General features: G+C 67.1%; 13 protein-coding genes. 2 read left to right on the top strand and 11 right to left on the bottom strand.

The genetic code is table 11. From position 1 onward, the window contains the following. Positions 1-52 precede the first annotated feature (52 nt). The 5 genes from C1A15_RS09375 to C1A15_RS17415 all read right to left on the bottom strand — a co-directional run bounded on the left by C1A15_RS09375 (position 53) and on the right by C1A15_RS17415 (position 4,727). The gene (locus C1A15_RS09375) at positions 53-469 is read right to left on the bottom strand and encodes an iron-sulfur cluster assembly scaffold protein (protein WP_180953054.1); all 417 of its coding nucleotides are present in this window, start codon (positions 467-469) and stop codon (positions 53-55) included. Next, entirely contained in the window at positions 466-1,716 is a 1,251-nt protein-coding gene (locus C1A15_RS09370; RefSeq protein WP_180953053.1) for an aminotransferase class V-fold PLP-dependent enzyme, read from the bottom strand. The genes C1A15_RS09375 and C1A15_RS09370 overlap by 4 nt, the downstream gene beginning before the upstream one ends. Further along, positions 1,706-2,323, bottom strand: a complete 618-nt coding sequence (locus C1A15_RS09365) for a nucleotidyltransferase family protein (protein WP_101722314.1) — start codon at positions 2,321-2,323, stop codon at positions 1,706-1,708. The genes C1A15_RS09370 and C1A15_RS09365 overlap by 11 nt, the downstream gene beginning before the upstream one ends. Before the next feature lie 119 nt (positions 2,324-2,442). Beyond that, the gene (locus C1A15_RS09360; RefSeq protein WP_281254152.1) at positions 2,443-4,239 is read right to left on the bottom strand and encodes an MGDG synthase family glycosyltransferase; all 1,797 of its coding nucleotides are present in this window, start codon (positions 4,237-4,239) and stop codon (positions 2,443-2,445) included. A gap of 2 nt (positions 4,240-4,241) precedes the next feature. Continuing rightward, complete coding sequence (locus C1A15_RS17415; protein ID WP_219618187.1) at positions 4,242-4,727, bottom strand: glycosyl-4,4'-diaponeurosporenoate acyltransferase CrtO family protein; 486 nt, start codon at positions 4,725-4,727, stop codon at positions 4,242-4,244. Positions 4,728-5,070: 343 nt separating this feature from the next. Here C1A15_RS17415 and C1A15_RS09355 point away from each other — a divergent pair, with 343 nt between their 5' ends. After that, the gene (locus tag C1A15_RS09355; protein WP_101722312.1) at positions 5,071-5,610 is read left to right on the top strand and encodes a MarR family winged helix-turn-helix transcriptional regulator; all 540 of its coding nucleotides are present in this window, start codon (positions 5,071-5,073) and stop codon (positions 5,608-5,610) included. Between the two features lie 16 nt (positions 5,611-5,626). Here the strand turns inward: C1A15_RS09355 and C1A15_RS09350 are convergent, their stop codons facing one another. Further along, a complete protein-coding gene (locus C1A15_RS09350) occupies positions 5,627-6,382 on the bottom strand; it encodes a putative ABC transporter permease (RefSeq protein WP_101723755.1) in 756 nt (251 codons plus the stop codon). A gap of 409 nt (positions 6,383-6,791) precedes the next feature. Here C1A15_RS09350 and C1A15_RS09345 point away from each other — a divergent pair, with 409 nt between their 5' ends. Then, the gene (locus C1A15_RS09345) at positions 6,792-8,285 is read left to right on the top strand and encodes an MDR family MFS transporter (RefSeq protein ID WP_101722311.1); all 1,494 of its coding nucleotides are present in this window, start codon (positions 6,792-6,794) and stop codon (positions 8,283-8,285) included. A gap of 175 nt (positions 8,286-8,460) precedes the next feature. Here C1A15_RS09345 and ppdK read toward each other — a convergent pair whose 3' ends face one another. The 5 genes from ppdK to lepB are packed head-to-tail and all read right to left on the bottom strand — an operon-like array spanning position 8,461 to position 15,805. Further along, the gene (gene ppdK, locus C1A15_RS09340; RefSeq protein WP_101722310.1) at positions 8,461-11,199 is read right to left on the bottom strand and encodes a pyruvate, phosphate dikinase; all 2,739 of its coding nucleotides are present in this window, start codon (positions 11,197-11,199) and stop codon (positions 8,461-8,463) included. Positions 11,200-11,252: 53 nt separating this feature from the next. Then, positions 11,253-12,143: a pyruvate, water dikinase regulatory protein gene (locus tag C1A15_RS09335; RefSeq protein ID WP_101722309.1), complete on the bottom strand. Its 891-nt coding sequence runs from the start codon at positions 12,141-12,143 to the stop codon at positions 11,253-11,255. Between the two features lie 2 nt (positions 12,144-12,145). Beyond that, the gene (gene glyS, locus C1A15_RS09330; RefSeq protein ID WP_101722308.1) at positions 12,146-14,236 is read right to left on the bottom strand and encodes a glycine--tRNA ligase subunit beta; all 2,091 of its coding nucleotides are present in this window, start codon (positions 14,234-14,236) and stop codon (positions 12,146-12,148) included. Next, positions 14,229-15,194 carry a glycine--tRNA ligase subunit alpha gene (locus tag C1A15_RS09325; protein ID WP_101722307.1) on the bottom strand — a complete coding sequence of 322 codons (966 nt, stop codon included), beginning with the start codon at positions 15,192-15,194 and terminating at the stop codon, positions 14,229-14,231. Before C1A15_RS09325 ends, glyS begins: the two co-directional genes overlap by 8 nt. Positions 15,195-15,238: 44 nt before the next feature. Beyond that, positions 15,239-15,805, bottom strand: a complete 567-nt coding sequence (gene lepB / locus C1A15_RS09320) for a signal peptidase I (protein WP_101722306.1) — start codon at positions 15,803-15,805, stop codon at positions 15,239-15,241. Positions 15,806-15,809 lie beyond the last annotated feature (4 nt).

The following is a 15,809-nucleotide window of genomic DNA, read 5'->3' as shown; positions in this document are numbered from 1 at the left end:
CTCCCCCTTTTGCCCCGCCGCCTGCCGGCGGCGCCGTGCATCCCCTGGCAGCCTATTGTAGCAAACTCGCCCGCGGGCGTTCGAGCGCGGCCTCGAGCGCCCGCTTGAACACCGAGACCGGCAGGTCGACGCAGCCCCTGCGCGTGCGGCCCACCTCGAGGCCGCCCCACCAGCGCAGCACGTCGTCGCCCGTCAAGGCGGCAGCCTCGTCCGCCGACATGCCCGCCGCGCGCTCCATGAGCACGTCGGCGCTCGCCGTGCACAGCGAGCACGCGTAACCGTCGAACGCCGCGCGGGCGACCGCCATGCCGCCGTCGCGGCGCTCGAGGGCCACGCGCACCTCGAGGGCGTCGCCGCAGAACGGGTTGTCGCCCGACGCCGCGCCGTCGTAGGCGCCCTCGAACCCCTTGCAGCGCGGGCGGCGGTACCGTTCCACGATGCGCTCGTCGTCGATGCGCACGGCCCTCACGCCCCCCGCTCGACGAGGCGCGCCGCAGCGCGCAGCAGCGCGTCCACGTCCTCGTCGCTCGAGTAGCCCGCGAAGCTGGCGCGCACGCTGGCCCGCGCGCCGAGGGCTGCATGGAGCGGCTTGGCGCAGTGATGGCCGGCGCGCACGAGCACGCCCTCGGCGTCGAGGGCCGCGCTCGCGTCGTGGGGGTGCACGCCGTCCACCGTGAAGCTCACGAGCGAGGCGCTGGCGGGCGACGTCCCGCCCAGCACGCGCACGCCCGGCAGCGCCGCGAGCCCGCGCTGCGCGCGGGAGGCCAGCGCGGCCACGTGGCGCCGGACCGCTTCCATGCCCGCCTCCTCCAGCATGCGCAGCGCCTCGTCCCAGGCGACCGCGGCGGCGATGGCGGGCGTGCCCGCCTCGAAGCCCTGCGGGCCCGGCGCGACCGCGTAGCCGCGGGCGTCTACCTGCGCCACCATGCCGCCGCCCCCGAGCGCCGGCCGCATGCCCTCGAGGGCGCGCGGCGAGCACGCGAGCGCGCCGATGCCGGTGAGCCCCAGCATCTTGTGCGCCGACAGCGCGTAGAAGTCGACGGACAGGGCGGCGAGGTCCACCGCCTCGTGGCCGACGACCTGCGCGCCGTCGAGCGCCGTGAAGGCCCCGGCCAGGCGCGCGTCGTCCATGATGCGGGCCAGGTCGGGCTGTTCCCAGCCGACGACGTTCGACTGCTGAGACAGCGCTGCCAGCTTGGGGCCGCGCTCGGCGATGCGGCACCAGGCGCCGTAGTCGAGCCGTCCGTCCGCATCGACGGGTATCCAGGCGATCTCGACGCCGCGGCGCTCGGCCAGCATCTGCCAGCACACGATGTTGGCGTGATGGTTGTCCTCGGCCACGGCCACGACGTCGCCCGGTCCGAGCGCATGCTCCGCCCAGCCGAGCGCCGCCAGGTTGAGCGACTCGGTGGCCCCGTGCGTGAACACGACGCGCGACGCGTCGCCCACGCCCAGGTGGGCCGCAAGGCGCTCGCGCGCGCACTCGTAGGCGTCGGTGGCCTCCTCGGCCAGCGTGTGCGCGCCGCGGTGGATGTTGGCGCAGCTCGTGTGCAAAAAACGCGTCACGGCGTCGGTCACGCGCAGCGGCACGAGGGAGGTGGCCGCGCTGTCGAGGTACGCGAGCGGGCGCGCGCCGTCGCGGCCGATGCGGCGCTCGAGCACGGGGAACTGCGCGCGGTCGATCGGCGGCGCGCCCGCCGGGCGCCTAGCGCCCACCGAGGATCGCCTCCTCGATGCGGGCGAGCTCGTCGGGCGTGTCCACGTCGTCGAGCACGCGCGCGTCCGCCGCCGGCACGGCGCGCACGGCAAGCTCCGGATGCGCGCGCAGCATCGAGCGCGCGCCCTCGTCGCCCTCCAGCTCCTCGAGCAGGGGGAAGCACGCCCGGTCGAACAGGCACGGGTTGCCGCGGCGAAGCGCACCCTGCGTGACGCAGGCATGGGCGCCGCCCGCCGCGTACGCGCGCAGCAGCGCGTCGAGGTGCGCCGCCTCCACGTAGGGCTGGTCGGCCACCATGACCAGCAGCAAGTCGTAGCCGTGCGCCGCGGCGAAGCGCGCCGCCGTGCGCACCGAGGTCGACTGCCCGCGCTCCCACGAGGGGTTGAACGCCTCGCGCGCCCCCGCCTCCTGCGCCGAGCGCGCGACGGCGTCGCGATGGGCGCCCGTCACCACGACCGTCTCTGCCGCAGCGCACCCGCGCGCGGCCCGCAGCGCCCGCTCGAGCAGCGTCGACCCGGCGAACGGCCGCGTCAGCTTGCATGCGCCCATGCGCGTCGACGCGCCAGCGGCCAGCACGGCCGCGCACGCGTTCGGAAACACCTGCATCGGCTCCTCCTTTCCTCACTGCAAGTGTAGGAGCCTCTATACCCTGCCCGCATCACCCGAACGGGTAGTCTTTGGGAAACGAGAAAAAAAAAGGGGGGGGGGTGCACCGCGAGCCCCCGTCAACCCGCTAGACGCGCAGCGGGCGACGCGAACATCGATGCGACCGCTTCGCTCAGCTCGCCCGCATCGAACGGCTCGCCGAACAGGCATGTGTCGACAACGGCTCCTTCCACGATAAGGCAGAGCATCCGCGCTTTTCGCCTTCCCACGAAGGGCGCGCAGATTCGCACGAAGAACCTGAGCGCACCCCGCACGACGGAATTGACCTCGGGATCCCGCATCGCCGTCGAGCAAAGCGCCGCCGCTTCCTCGGCGGCGCGAGGATCTCCCAGCAACGAATCGAGCGCGGCGGCCAAATCGTCGGCCCAAACGGTCGCCGGGCTCGAGAACAAGAAGGCGTCTTCGCGCCCCTCTCTTCCCACTAGCAGGAAGAGGCGCTCGAAATGCCGTTCGATTCGCACGGCCAATTCGGCAAGCCCCGCTTTCTTGAGCTCTTCCGAGCTGGCGAAACTTCTCGAGACCGCGTCGTGCTCGACGCCGGCTTCCTCGGCGGCGCGCGAAAGGGTGACGAGTGCAACCCCCTCCCGCGCGATGAGCCGGGTGGCGGCGGCGATCATCGCCTGCCGCTCGGCAGCAGGCGATGCGATCCCCCTTGCATGAACGTCGAGGCAAGGCGTACCTAACAGCATGGCGACTTCCTTTCGTGGCCGAACCGACGCCTGGGCGCGGACCGCGGCCGATTTCCTATCCCGCACGAACCCTTCCACCTGCTCGCAAAGCACGGCGGGTGCGTCCCTCCCCGGCAGGGAGGCGAGCCGGGCCCTCATCTTTTCGAGCTCACCGGGCCGCGCCAGCAGGCCGACGGCGGCGGCGACGAGCTCGCGAACGCTCTCGCCCGTTACCGCGCCGCCGCTGCGCACAAAGAACTTTCGGTTGGGCTCCTCGCACCCCGCCACGGCATCCACGAGAACCATGGGCAGCTCCTTAACGGCGGCTTCGGCGACCGTGAGCCCACCGGGTTTGGTGAGGCACAGATCGGCCGAGTCCATGAGCAGCGGCACGTCGTTCGCAAACCCTCGAACACGCACATCGGGGTTTCCCTCGTAGCGTTTGGCGAGCTTCAGTCGCAGTCGCCGGTTCGTGCCGCATACGACGGTAACGCATACATCGCCCGCCGTCTCGCGCTCGAGACCTTGCACGAGCCTTTCCATCGGCCCGCATCCCATGCTCCCGCACATCACGAGCACATGCGGCACATCTTCGGGTATGCCGAGCTCGCGGCGAGCGAGCGTTCGGGGCGTTCGGAGATAGAATTCCTTCCGCAGTGGTATACCCGAGCCGATCACGCGCTCTTTCGCTATCGCCGGGCATGCGTAGAGACCGGCAAGTGAAGGGTCGGGCACGAAGTAACGATCGAGCATCGTGTCTTTCGTACCTGGATTGCAGGTGTAGTCGGTTCCGATCAGGAAGGTTGCGACCGATAAGGGACGCCGTCCGACAGCGTCCGTCAGCATCACGGCTGCGAACGCATGGGTGCAGACAACGGCGTCGAAGCAGCCCGTCTCAATGCGCTCGATCATACGCTCGGTTCCGAGTCCGAACACCCGGTATATCCCGAGCTTTCTCCAAAACGCGTCGGGATGCCGCTCGGAGAATCGGTAGCCCACACGGAAAAGCCAGGGAAGATGCCGGTACATCGTGGAGTGACCCCAGTTCAAAAACCGTGAGAGCCGCGGAGAGGCAAATCCGAGCGCGTCATCCATCTCGCATGCCCACCCTCGATCCTCGAAGTGCTCCTTGACGGCCATGGCACACGAATCATGCCCCTTCCCGGTGCTGCAGCTCAAGATCAGCATCCTCATGAAAGAACCCCTTCCCTTCCGCCGCCCCACCGAGCCCGCCGTTTCTCCTCGAGACGGACGAGCCGAGGCCGGTTGCATCGTTGCGCCAGGATGAAAGGCGCGTTCCCCGCCGCATACGCAGCGAAGACGGCGATGCCTCCCGCACCGGGCCACAGCCAAAGGCACGCAACGCCCGCTGCACAGAGCGCCCAATGGCAAAGCTCTGCCACGCAGGTCTCCCTCACCATCTCGGAAAGGTCGCCGCCGGTCGGTCCGATTCTCTTGGGCGGTAGGAAGCCGGGGAGAATCCTGCTCATATCCGGCAGCTTGCCCTGCCAACGCTTCACCCCGATCCGATCATAGAGACGCCCTTCCCGCTCGAACGGAAAGCAGCGGAATATTCCGCGCGGCTCTCGAAGCCAAGCTGATGGAAGCGCGCGCCCTAGGACGAACGACGTCGCCCCTGCCGCTGCGAGGTACGCCGCGCACCTGAAAAGCCCCATGGCTCCCCTCCTCTCTCTCGACGATCGGGTCGGTCGATCAAGATCGTCCGAAGCAGGCGCGCTAAGGCCATCTCGAGTCCGAATCAATCCGAAGTTGCCTACAATAGACCGATTACAGGCTATTATACGGCAAGAACGACTTCGGAGACAGGAAGATCCACAGTATTTAGTCTGATTTCAGGCAAAATTCACATGTACGTACAGGGAAGCCGGAACAAGAATGAATGCTATCAAACTCCTCCTGATCAGTATCGATTCGGAACAGAGGGCCCGAAAATACGTTATAGTGGACGATGGGCGAAAACAGGCGCCGACGAGCGCCTAAGAAGGCTAAGGAGGCTCCATGGGACAGAAGAAGGCGGTCGCACACGCGCAGGCCGAGGCTTCTCGAGACGAGATGCTGCAGGCGCTTTACGGCGACAACCTGCCTGCGAGCTTCAAGGCCACCGTCGAGCTCACCCAAACCATGCTCAAGACGACGGCGCTGTACGACCGGTTCGCCAAACGCCATGCCCTTAACGTCAACTCGCTCATGGTGCTCATGGTGCTGCACTACTCCGCGACACCCCGCAATCAGCGCTTCATCAGCGAAGCGCTATCGCTTCCCAAGCAGACGGTTGGATCCATATCCTCGAAGTTCAAGGAGATAGGCTATCTAGCCGAGAGCCCTTCCGCCGAAGATGCCCGAGCCAAGGACATCACGCTCACCTATGAGGGCGCGCGCTTCTGCGATAAGGTGTTCGAAGAGCTTCGCAAACTGGAGAACCGAGCTTTCCAAACCGTGGACGCAACCGAGATCGAGGCCGCCGCGAGCTCGATGCGGGCTTTCGCCGACGCATTCAACGCGGGGTTGGACGAAGCGGCCGAGCCGACGGAGCAGTGAGCACGGCGAATAGACGCTATCTTCTCGACCGCACGGCATCCTGCGCGTTCATGCTCATGGATTGGAACCGGGCCTGCATGTGATCGTCATCGAAGCACTGCGCGTAGAACTGCTCTAAAGGGGTGTCTACGGCATCGCCCGCTAAGCGCCCGTACCAGCAGTCGAGCGCTTGCACAGTCATAACGCCGTCGAGCAGCATGAACGCGAGGCATACCGCAGTCAGGCCTCCCCGCCATCGCGGCAAAATGGAACCTATCGCCCCCAACACGAGCGGCAGCAACAGCTTGATCCAAACCGATCCCAGTATGCCCCACGCCACCATGAACACGAAGTTCGTGCGACCGTCAAAGGACAAAAACGTACCCGAGTAGTCCCATGCATGGATGCCGAATAGCGCCTCCATGATCCAGCTGACGAAGAACTCGAACGCTCCTCCGATGACGGCGCTGGCCACGAACAACGCGAACGGCGAAACAGCGCGGAAGCGGTTGAGGGCAACGGTCATGAGCACCGCCCCGAACCCATATATGGGCGAGAACGGCCCGAACAAAAGCCCGGCACGGTCTTGCCTCACCCCCAACACCAGAAGGTGGAACATCGTTTCCAGGACAAGACCCAGCACGCTGCATACGACGAATATCCAGAAGAGCTCGAAGAAGCCGAGCTTGGCAACGGCGCGAGCGCGCCCATCGATGCGCACACCGTCGAGCCCTCCCTTCGAAAGGCTTCTCGGACGCGCCTCGCATCCCTCCGCCGCTGAAAACCACGCCATCGCCTTCCCCACCTCTCAGAAGTCCTTGAATTGTTCGCCCGATTTCAGACTATCATGGGGCGAAGCCCATATAAGACCATGAGACAAAATATAGTCTGATTTCAGTCTTTCTACATAAGTCCTGATCGCAACGCCCGCATCCTATTCTCGCGAACGTCCTCGAGAGGCGCGCTCGATTGCCCTTCCCACTCCCCTATGATATTGTCCGATTACAGACTAATTTAAGTTGCGTCAAACCGGACGCCATCGACCAAGGAGGTTCCAGCGTGAAGGAAATGCCCCGCGATAAGGGTCTCGTACACCGTCAGCGCTTGCGATTGGCGGAAACGCTGCACGCGCCCAAACATGCAGTCAGCTGCATTCTGTCCTATGAGCTGTCGGCGCTTATGCGCGAAGAAGGAGGTGCTTCGTGAATCGCAAGATGATACTCGTGTTCGTCGGCCTTATGCTGGCGATGCTGTCCGGCTCGCTCGAGCAGACCATCGTCGCCACGGCCCTGCCCACCATCGTGGGCGACCTGGGCGGCGTCGACCGCATGCTGTGGGTGACCACCGCCTACGTGCTCACGGCAACCATCGTCATGCCCATCTACGGCAAACTGGGCGACCTCATCGGCCGCAAGTGGATATTCGTCGGCGCGCTCGTGCTGTTCACCGGCGGATCGGTGGTCTGCGGCATCTCCTTCGACATGACCCAGATGATAGCGGGGCGCGCCGTACAAGGGCTGGGCGGCGGCGGACTCATGGTGCTGTCCCAGGCCATCGTGGCCGACGTCATACCCGCCCGCAAGCGCCCGCTGTACATGAACATCATGGGCATCGCTTGGGCCGTGCCCATGCTGGCCGGCCCTTTGCTGGGGGGCCTGTTCACCGACTACCTCAGCTGGCACTGGGCGTTCCTCATCACCGTGCCCCTGTCGGCGATCTCTATCGTCGCGGCCGTGGCGTTCCTGCCGAACCCGAAGAAGCGCGAGAGCCTCTCGTCCTTCGACGTGCGCGGCACCGTGCTGGTGTCGGCGGCGGTGTGCACGCTCACGCTGGCCACCTCGCTCGGCGGCATCGACTACGCGTGGGACAGCCCGCAGATCATCGGGCTGTTAGCCGCCACGGCCGTGCTCGTCGTCCTGTTCGTGCTGGTGGAGCGGCGCGCGATACAGCCCATCATACCGCTCGAGCTGTTCCGCAACCGCAACTTCGTGCTGACCACGCTGGCCGGGCTTGTCACCCTGTTCGCCCTCATGGCCTCGATGTCGTATCTTCCCATGTACTTCCAGATCGCCCACGGCATGAGCGCCACGGCGGCCGGCTACATGGAAGTGCCCATGAGCATCGCGAACCTCATCGCCTCGCTGCTGGCCGGCTTCCTGATCGCACGCAACGGCAAGTACAAGGCGATCATGGTAACGAGCTTCGCCATAGCAACGGCGGGCGGTATCGCCATGACTATGCTGAACGCCGACATGTCCCCGGCATTCGCCGTAGTCTCCCTCTGCATCGTGGGATTCGGCATCGGCATGAGCTTCCAAGTACTGGTGCTCATCGTGCAGAACGAGTTCCCCGCCTCCATCGTGGGCACGGCGACCTCCGCCACGAACCTCTTCCGCGAAATCGGTACCACGCTGGGCTCCTCCATCGCCGGAGCGCTGTTCACGGGCAACCTTACGCGCCTCATGGCGGAGCGACTGGCGCCGCTCGGAGGCGGCGAGGCGCTGGGCATCGACGCGAACTCGATCACTCCCGCCGTTGTGAACGCCCTTCCGGGAGACGTGCACGCAGCCATCGCCGGCGCCTACAACGACGCGTTGCTGCCCGTGTTCTTCGTCATGGTGCCGCTGCTTGCGGCGGGTATCGCGCTCATGGCGTTCTTGAAGAACACGCCGCTCAAGGAAACGGTGGAGGACTAGCCTCGTTGCGCCGCGCAAGGGCGATGTCGGCCCGAACACGCGGAATTCGACTCGAAACCGTGCGTTCGGGCCGACATCGCGGCTCCCCGCAAGGGCACAAGGCCGCTCCCCGCACGCAGAAGGGCCCGCAGCGCGTGCTGCGGGCCCTTCGATCAGGCGAGGTTGAAGCGGGCGGCTACTTGTCGCGGCCGTCGCCCATCTTCTCGGCCAGGGCGGCCTGGCCGGCGGCCAGACGGGCCAGCGGCACGCGGTACGGGGAGCAGCTGACGTAGTCGAGGCCGATCGTGTGGAACATCTTCACGGAGTCGGGGTCGCCGCCGTGCTCGCCGCATACGCCGCAGACGAGGTCGGGGTTGCCCTTGTGACCCAGGTCGACGCCCATCTCCACGAGCTTCGCCACGCCCGGATCGATGGTGGCGAAGGGGTTGTAGGGCAGCAGGCGCTCGGCCAGGTACTGCGGGACGAACTCGGCCTCCACGTCGTCGCGGCTGAAGCCGAACGTCGTCTGGGTCAGGTCGTTCGTGCCGAAGCTGAAGAAGTCGGCCACCGCGCCGATCTCGTCGGCCGTCACGGCCGCGCGCGGCAGCTCGATCATCGTGCCCACGGGGATGTCCAGCTCGACGCCCTGCTCGGCGGCGACCTCGGCGATGGTGTCCTCGGCGACCTTGCGCAGCTTCTCGAGCTCGGCCACCACGGACACGAGCGGGATCATGACCTCGGGCTTCGGATCGAGGCCCTCCTTCTTCAGCTGAGCGCAGGCCGTCGCGATGGCGCGCACCTGCATCACCGGCAGGATGGGGTACACGATGCCGAGGCGGCAGCCGCGCAGGCCCAGCATCGGGTTCGCCTCGCTCATGCCGTCGATCTGCTCCATGAGCATGCGCTTCTGCGCGATGGTCTCGCGGTCTCCGCCCGTGGCCTCCAGCTTGGCGATCTCCACGTCGAGCGCGCGGGGGCTCTCGAGGAACTCGTGCAGCGGCGGATCGAGCAGGCGCACGATGACCGGCAGCCCGTCCATAGCGCGGAACATGCCGAGGAAGTCGCCCGTCTGGGCTTCCAGCAGCTCGCTCACGGCCTTTTCGCGCACGGCCGGATCCTCGTTGAGGATGAAGGTCTGGATGATCTGCTTGCGGTCGCCCAGGAACATGTGCTCGGTGCGGCAGAGCCCGATGCCCTCGGCGCCGAAGCCGCGGGAGAGCTCCGCGTCCTCGGGGTTGTCGGCGTTGGCGCGCACGCCCAGCGTGCGGAACTCGTCGGCCCACTCGAGGATGGTGTCGAGGTCGCCCGTCATCTCGGGCAGCACGAGCTCGACCGCGCCCAGCACCACGGAACCGGTGGTGCCATCGATGGAGATCATGTCGCCTTCCTTGATGACGATGTCGCCTCCCACGACGCTGGCCTGCTTCTTCTCAGCGTCGATGCGCAGCGCCTCGACGCCGCATACGCACGGGGCGCCCATGCCGCGGGCGATGACGGCCGCATGCGACGTCTTGCCGCCGTGCGAGGTGAGGATGCCCTCGGCGGCGATCATGCCGGCGAGGTCGTCGGGGTTCGTCTCCCAGCGCACGAGCACGCACTTGCGGCCAGCCTCGGCCACGGCCACCGCGTCGGCGGCGGAGAACACGGCCTCGCCCACGGCGGCGCCCGGAGAGGCGTTCAGGCCCTTGGCGATCACGTCGTAGGAGGCGTTCTTGTCGAACTGCGGATGCAGCAGCTGGTCGAGCTGCTCGGGATCGACGCGCATGACGGCCTCCTCCTTCGAGATGAGGCCCTCCTTCTCCATCTCGATGGCGATGTGCAGCGCGGCGGCGGCGGTGCGCTTGCCCACGCGGGTCTGCAGCATCCAGAGCTTGCCCTGCTCGATGGTGAACTCGATGTCGCACATGTCGCGGAAGTGGTTCTCGAGGGTGACGAACACCTCCTCGAGCTCGCGACCGGCCTCTTCGAGTCCCTCGACGTTCTTGAGGTCGGCGATGGGGCTCGTGTTGCGGATGCCGGCCACGACGTCCTCGCCCTGGGCGTTCACCAGGTAGTCGCCGTAGAACTCCTTCTCGCCGTTGGCGGGGTTGCGCGTGAACGCGACGCCGGTGGCCGACGTGTTGCCCTTGTTGCCGAACACCATGGACTGCACGTTGACGGCGGTGCCCAGGTCGTCGGCGATCTTGTTCTGCTTGCGGTACAGGGTTGCGCGCGGGTTGTTCCAGCTGCCGAACACGGCCTCGATGGCCAGCTGCAGCTGCACGCTCGGGTCCTGCGGGAACTGCACGGCGCCGTCCACGACGAGGCTCGGGTACGCCTCGGCGTCGACGTTCTCGGCGAAGATCTGCTTGAACTCGCTCACGAGCTCCTGCAGGTCCTCGGCGGTGAGGTCGGTGTCGGACGCGACGCCGCGGGCGTGCTTCATAGCCGTGATGGCGTTCTCGAACAGGTCGCCGTCGAGGTTCATCACCACGTTGGAGAACATCTGGATGAAGCGGCGGTAGGAGTCCCAGGCGAAGCGCGGGTTGTCGGTCTGCTTGATCAGGCCGTTGATGGACTGGTCGTTGAGGCCGAGGTTCAGCACGGTGTCCATCATGCCCGGCATGGACATGGGGGCGCCGGAGCGGACGGACACGAGCAGCGGATCCTCGGCGTCGCCGATCTTCTTGCCCATGCGGGCCTCGAGATCGTCGCGGTACTCCTGGATGGTGTCGAGCGCGCCCTCGGGCCACGTGTTGTCCGCATTGGCGTACTCCATGCAGGTCTGGCACGTGATGGTGAACCCGGGAGGCACCGGCAGCCCGATGTTGGCCATCTCGGCGAGGTTCGCTCCCTTGCCGCCGAGGATCGCCTTCATGTTGGTGTTGCCCTCAGTTACGTTGTTGCCCTGCGCGTCTTTGCCGAACGCATACACTCGCTTGACTTCTTCAGTCACCTTTTTCTCCTTAACCCGACGTACCGACTTTACAAAACTTGGGAACCCTGGTCTCAGGCTGAGCCCATCATATCAGCTGATGGGGGATGAGCCCGCTCATAGTAGCGCAAAATTTCCTGTGCCGTTTCCTCAACGGCACGATTTTCGGTGTGAATGACAATACAGCCCAGTTTGCGCATGAGGGCGCGGGCGTCCTCGAGATCCTGGTACACGTACTCCGGATCGGCGTAGCGCGACGCGACGGCGCTCGCCCGCCCCAGGCGCCGCTGGCGGATGCCGATGAGCACCTCGGGGGTCGTCATCAACCCGAACAGCCGCGTGCGGTCGATCTGCGCGAGCTCGGCCGGCGGCTCGGTGGTGGGATCGAGCGGGATGTTCGCCACCTTGTAGCCCTGCTGCGACAGGTAGATGGACGTGGGCGTCTTCGACGAGCGCGATACGCCCAACAGCACGATGTCGGCCTGGTGCAGCTCCTGCGGGTTGCGGCCGTCGTCGTGGGCGATGGTGAACTCGATGGCCTCGATGCGGCGGAAGTAGTACTGGTCGGCCACGTGAAGGCCGCCCGGCTTCGTGGAGGGCTCGCGGCCCGTCATGCGCGCGATGGCGCCGATGGCGTCGGTGACGAGGTCGACGGCCACGATGTCATCGCGCGCGGCCGCGTAGTCGGCGAACTGCCGCGACAGGGAGCCGTCCACGAGCGTGTAGAACACGAGCATGCGCCCGTCGCCGGTGTTGCGCTTGTGCACGGCGCTGTGCTCGTCGATGAACTCCGTGATCTCCTCGAAGGTGCGCACCTTCGGCAGCACCTCGATGACGGGGTTCGTGACGCCGAACTGGGCGGCGGCCGCGCGGGCCACCGCCTGGGCCGTCAGGCCCACCGAGTCGCTGATCACGTGGATCGTGGGCAACTCGGTGGAGCTTCCGTAGGCGATGAACTCGTCCATGGTTACTTGGCGCCCTTGGCCATCTTGCCGAAGTCCGCCACGTGGGCGAACACGGCGACGAAGCGGTTGAGCAGGCGCAGGCGGTTCTCGCGCAGGGCCCGATCCTCGTCCATGATGAGCACGTCCTCGAAGAACGCGTCGATGGGCGCGCGCAGGGCGGCGAGCGCCGCGAGGGCGGCCGCGTAGTCGTCGGAGGAGAGAGCCTCCTCCACGCGCGTCGCGGCCTCGTCGGCGGCGGCGAGCAGCGCGCGCTCGGCGTCGGCCGCCAGCGCCTCGTCCACCTCGACGCCCAGATCGGCGTCGCGCAGGTTGTTCGCGCGGGCGTAGGCCGTGGCCAGGTCGGCGAACGTGTCGGGGTCGTCCACGCGCGCGGCCTCGAGGGCGCGGGTGCGGGCGATGATCTGCGCCGGCTCCTCCACGCCCGTGGCCAGCACGGCCTCCACAGCGTCGGGAGCGCAGCCGCCGTCGCGCAGCATGACCTTCGTGCGCGTCACGAAGAAGTCGGCCACCTCGGCGCGGGTCGCATCGCGGTCGTAGTCGATTCCGGCGTTCTCGTAGGTGCCGAGCGCCGCGTCGATCGCGGCGGCCAGCGACACGGGCAGGCCCGCCTCAAGCATGGCCACGATGCCGATGGCGCTGCGGCGCAGCGCGAACGGGTCGGACGAGCCGGTGGGACCCTGCCCCGCGGCGAACAGGCCGCAGATGGTGTCCAGCTTGTCGGCCATGGCCACGATCCGGCCCACGTCGGACGCGGGCGGCTCGTCGCCGGAGAAGCGCGGGCGGTAGTGGTCGGCGATGGCGCGCGCTACCTGGTCGTTCTCGCCGCAGGCAGCGGCGTAGTAGGAGCCCATGACGCCCTGGACGCTCGTGAACTCCACGACGGCGTTCGTCACGAGGTCGGCCTTGGCCAGATACGCGGCGCGCTCGGCGTCGGCGGCGTCGGCGGCGTCCAGCCGCGCGTCGGCGGCGAGGTGCTTCGCCAGCGCCACGATGCGGTCGGCCTTGGCCTTCATCGTGCCGAGGGCCTCCTGGAACACCACCTCGTCCAAGCGGTCGACATAGGTCTCCAGCGGGTGCTTGAGATCCTCCTCGTAGAAGAACTTCGCGTCGGACAGGCGGGCGCGCACCACGCGCTCGTTGCCGTCGATGATGGTGTCGGCGTGCGCCGGGTCGCCGTTGGTCACGACGATGAAGTCGTTGGTGAGCTTGCCGTCCGCGTCGTACAGCGGGAAGTAGCGCTGGTGCATGAGCATGGCGTCGACGATGATCTCCTCGGGGACGCGCAGGAACTCCTCGTCGAAGGAGCCCACGAGCACGGTGGGCTGCTCGCAGAGGTTCACGACCTCCAGCAGCGTCTTCTCAGGAAGCTCGGCGCGCGCGCCCGTCCGCCGCTCGGCTTGCGTCACGCCGGCGCGGATGACGGCCTCGCGGGCCTGCTCGCTGCACACCACGTGCGCTGCCTCCACGACGCCCAGCAGGTCGGCGGCCGTGGCCACCTCGTGAGGGCCGGGGGCCAGGAAGCGATGGCCGCGCGTGAGGTTGCCGGCCTCGAGGCCCGCGAACCGCACGGGGATCACGCGCTCGTCCAGCAGCGCCACGAGCCAGCGCACCGGGCGCGAGAAGTACTCGCTCGTGGTGCCCCAGCGACACGACTTCGGCCACGAGATGCCGGTGATCACGCCTTCCAGCACGCCGGGCAAGAGCTCGGCCACGTCGCGCGCGGCGATGCTCTTGGTGGCGAACACGTACTCCACGCCGCCTTCCTCGCGGCGCTCCAGCGCGTCGACCTCGACGCCCTTGCCGCGCGCGAAGCCCGTGGCGGCCTTCGTCGGGTTGCCCTCGGCGTCGAACGCGATCTTGGCGGACGGGCCGCGGAACACCTCTTCGAGGGCCGCGGTCTCGTCGGCCACGTCGGACACGAGCGCGATGAGGCGGCGCGGCGTGGTGTAGACGGCCACGTCGCCGTGCGGGATGCGCACCTGGTCGAGCGCCTCGGGCACGAGCTTCTCCAACTGCTGGGTTGCGCGGTGCAGGTCGAACGCCGGGATCTCCTCGGTGCCGATCTCGAACGCGAGCGTATGCAGGTTACTCACGGCCGGCCTCCTTCCCCGCCTCGTCTTCCTCGGCGGGCTTGATGCCTACCACGTGCTCCATGTACGAGGCGCACACCGCCTTGGCGATGGTGCGCACGCGCAGGATGTAGGCCATGCGCTCGGTGGCCGAGATCACGCCGCGCGCGTCGAGCAGGTTGAACGCGTGGCAGCACTTGAGCACGCTGTCGTAGGCCGGAAGCGGCAGGTTGGCCTCCAGCGTGCGCAGGCACTCGGCCTCGCGGTCGTTGAACTCCTGGAACAGGAAGTCAGTGTCGGCCACCTCGAAGTTGTAGCGCGAGTACTGGCGCTCGTTCTCGAGGTACACGTCGCCGTAGGTGAAGTTCACGCCGTCGGCGCCGCGGCTCCACACGATGTCGAACATGCTGTCGACGCCCTGGATGTACATCGTCAGGCGCTCGAGGCCGTAGGCGATCTCCACGGGCACGGGATTGCACTCGAAGCCGCCCACCTGCTGGAAGTAGGTGAACTGCGTCACCTCCATGCCGTCGATCCACACTTCCCAGCCGAGGCCCCACGCGCCGAGCGTCGGGCTCTCCCAGTCGTCCTCGACGAAGCGCACGTCGTGCGCGTCCACGTCGATGCCGATGGCGCGCAGGGAGCCCAGGTACAGCTCCTGGATGTTATCGGGCGAGGGCTTCATGAGCACCTGGAACTGGAAGTAGTGCTGGGTGCGGTTCGGGTTCTCGCCGTAGCGGCCGTCCGTCGGGCGGCGGCTGCCCTGCACGTAGCAGGTGCGCCACGTGTCGGGGCCCAGCGAGCGCAGCGTGGTGGCCGGGGCGTTCGTGCCGGCGCCCACCTCGTTGTCGTAGGGCTGCAGCACGACGCACCCCTGATCGCCCCAGTAGCGCTGGAGGTTCATGATGACGTCCTGGAACGTCGGCGGGAGCTGGCTTGCGGCCCCCTCGTCCGCGGCTGCGGATGCATGTTCGGTTGACATGGTTCTCCTTGTCTCGATCAAACCCGTACCCCTCGGCTAGCGCGCTAGTCGAGCAGGCTGAAATCGTTGAGCGGCCAGTACACGAGCGCCCCCCTGCCCGTCACCGAGGAGACGGGTATGGCGCCGAAGAATCGCGAGTCTTGGGAGTTCGTGCGGTTGTCGCCCATCATCCACAGGTACCCCTCGGGCACCGTGTACGGGTAGGAGACGTCGCTGGCCAGCGTGTAGCTGGGCTTCCCGTCGGTGTAGGGCTCGGACAGCGCCACGCCGTCCACGTACACGAGGCCGTCCTCGTCGTTGATGTCCACCGTCTGCCCGCCCACGGCGATGCAGCGCTTGATGAGCACGCGTCCGGGGATCTCGGGATCCTGGAACGTGACGATGTCGCCGGGCTCGGGGTCGCGGAAGTAGTAGCTCACCTTCTCGGAGAACACCATGTCCCCCACCATGATGGTCTCCTCCATGGAGCCCGAGGGGATCTCGTAGGCCTGGAACACGTACGTGCGCAGCACCCACGACAGCCCGAATACGAAGGCCACCATGACCAGCAGGCTGACGAAGGTTCTGAGTATGCCCGGGCTCTGGCGGTCGGCGTGCTGTCCGGAATCCATGTAG

It is taken from the genome of Eggerthella timonensis (assembly GCF_900184265.1).
GTDB classification, from domain to species: Bacteria; Actinomycetota; Coriobacteriia; order Coriobacteriales; family Eggerthellaceae; genus Eggerthella; species Eggerthella timonensis.
This window is presented reverse-complemented; position numbering and strand designations above follow the sequence as displayed.

Coding starts and splice junctions, on each gene's coding strand:
- C1A15_RS09355 (WP_101722312.1), top strand. CDS start 5,071: ATGGGACAGAAGAAGGCGGTCGCACACGCGCAGGCCGAGGCTTCTCGA.
- lepB (WP_101722306.1), bottom strand. CDS start 15,805: ATGGATTCCGGACAGCACGCCGACCGCCAGAGCCCGGGCATACTCAGA.
- C1A15_RS09350 (WP_101723755.1), bottom strand. CDS start 6,382: ATGGCGTGGTTTTCAGCGGCGGAGGGATGCGAGGCGCGTCCGAGAAGC.
- C1A15_RS09365 (WP_101722314.1), bottom strand. CDS start 2,323: ATGCAGGTGTTTCCGAACGCGTGCGCGGCCGTGCTGGCCGCTGGCGCG.
- C1A15_RS17415 (WP_219618187.1), bottom strand. CDS start 4,727: ATGGGGCTTTTCAGGTGCGCGGCGTACCTCGCAGCGGCAGGGGCGACG.
- C1A15_RS09360 (WP_281254152.1), bottom strand. CDS start 4,239: ATGCTGATCTTGAGCTGCAGCACCGGGAAGGGGCATGATTCGTGTGCC.
- C1A15_RS09325 (WP_101722307.1), bottom strand. CDS start 15,194: ATGTCAACCGAACATGCATCCGCAGCCGCGGACGAGGGGGCCGCAAGC.
- C1A15_RS09335 (WP_101722309.1), bottom strand. CDS start 12,143: ATGGACGAGTTCATCGCCTACGGAAGCTCCACCGAGTTGCCCACGATC.